This window comes from Ruminococcus sp. BSD2780120874_150323_B10, from assembly GCF_015553695.1.
In the GTDB taxonomy this organism is placed as follows: Bacteria; Bacillota; Clostridia; order Oscillospirales; family Acutalibacteraceae; genus Ruminococcoides; species Ruminococcoides intestinale_A.
On sequence record NZ_JADNHD010000038.1, the window covers coordinates 1 to 1,555 of the forward strand.

General features: G+C 38.8%; 1 protein-coding gene. It reads left to right on the top strand.

Features of this window, described 5'->3' with window-relative positions; genetic code table 11:
• The first annotated feature begins 487 nt into the window (after window positions 1-487).
• Window positions 488-1,324 carry a DNA-3-methyladenine glycosylase 2 family protein gene (locus I2E21_RS12080; RefSeq protein ID WP_186936401.1) on the top strand — a complete coding sequence of 279 codons (837 nt, stop codon included), beginning with the start codon at window positions 488-490 and terminating at the stop codon, window positions 1,322-1,324.
• Window positions 1,325-1,555: the final 231 nt, after the last annotated feature.

The following is a 1,555-nucleotide window of genomic DNA, read 5'->3' on the forward strand; positions in this document are numbered from 1 at the left end:
AAAAAAGTTTACTCAATTTTTTCAAAAATTGCGGGTTTGGGCAGCGCCCATAAAATCTTCCGATATTACAATTCTTCGGGCGCAAACAGCCACGCTGTTTGCGTGCTGAAACTAAGTTTGTTAAAACAGGCGACAGCTATTAAAGAACCTATATTTTATTAATGAAATAACGAATATCTTTTCTTATTGCTATCGCTTTTAAAGGCTAACGCCGTTGTGTTCAAGCCGCCAAACAGCAAGCTGTTCGGCTATCGCCAGATTGCATAAACGGAAAGTATTTGTGGGCTTTGCCCACACCCACGACCTTTGAAAAGGTCGACCAAACTTTTATAATTAATTGGCAAATCAATTTGTCAAACTACAATTTCACCCCTTAACATTCAGAACAAAATTCAAATAAGTTGTTTTTATATGAAAAACTATGTATAATGTTATTTAGAATTTTTATCAAAATAATTCTGTAAACAAAATTTATACGGAGGATATTATGACCTGCACCGAATTTGACGGTTACATCTGTATCGACAATGTAACAGACCTTGATTTAAGACAAACACTTGACTGCGGTCAGAGTTTTCGCTGGACAGAAAATGCCGACGGTTCGTTTGACGGAATCGCTTTCGGTAAAAAAGTCAGGGTAAGACTTGACGGCGAGCGTCTGTATATCGAAAACTCAAATAAAGCCGATTTTGAAAGTATATGGAAAGATTACTTTGACCTCGAACTTGATTACGGTAAAATCAGAGAACAGATAAGTGAAATTCACCCCGTGCTTAAAGAGGCGGCAAAATATGCTCCCGGTATAAGAATATTAAGGCAAGAGCCTTATGAGGCACTCTGCACATTCATTATTTCACAAAATAACAATATAAAAAGAATCAAGGGCATTGTTCAAAGACTTTGCGAAAACTTCGGAGAAGAAATTTCTCCCGGAGATTTTGCTTTTCCTACACCGCAAAAAATGGCGGAACTTTCAGCCGATGACCTTGCGCCTTTAAGGGCAGGCTTTCGTAATCGTTACCTTATAGATGCGGCACAAAAGGTTTACAGCGGTGAGGTTGACCTTGAAAGCTGCCGCACGCTTGATTACGAGCAGGCACGAAAAGAACTTATGAAAATTACGGGTGTCGGAGTTAAGGTCGCCGACTGCACTCTGCTTTTCGGTTTACACAGAATAGAGGCTTTTCCTGTTGATGTATGGATGAAAAGGGCAATGGATAAGCTTTTCCCCGGTATGATGCCGTCGGATTTCGGCGATTGTGCGGGGATAGCACAACAATACATATTTCATTACAGCAGAATGCACCCGGAATTGTTTGATTAACAATAATAATGTGAAAATGGAACGGCAAATTGCACATAATTCCATAGTTGAATTTGTAAAATTTGCCGTTTTTCATTTTTCTATAATAAAATTATGGAAATTGTGATAATTTTGTGATAACATTATAAACGATAGGGCAGGATGCCCTTGGAAGTTTTGAAAGGAGTAATCAAACCAATGAACAAGCACGGAATGCTAAAAGCGACAAGCGTTGCAATTGCACTTTGCACC

Excerpts from the sequence above, each read along its gene's own strand:
- I2E21_RS12080 (WP_186936401.1), top strand. The coding sequence starts at position 488 with ATGACCTGCACCGAATTTGACGGTTACATCTGTATCGACAATGTAACA.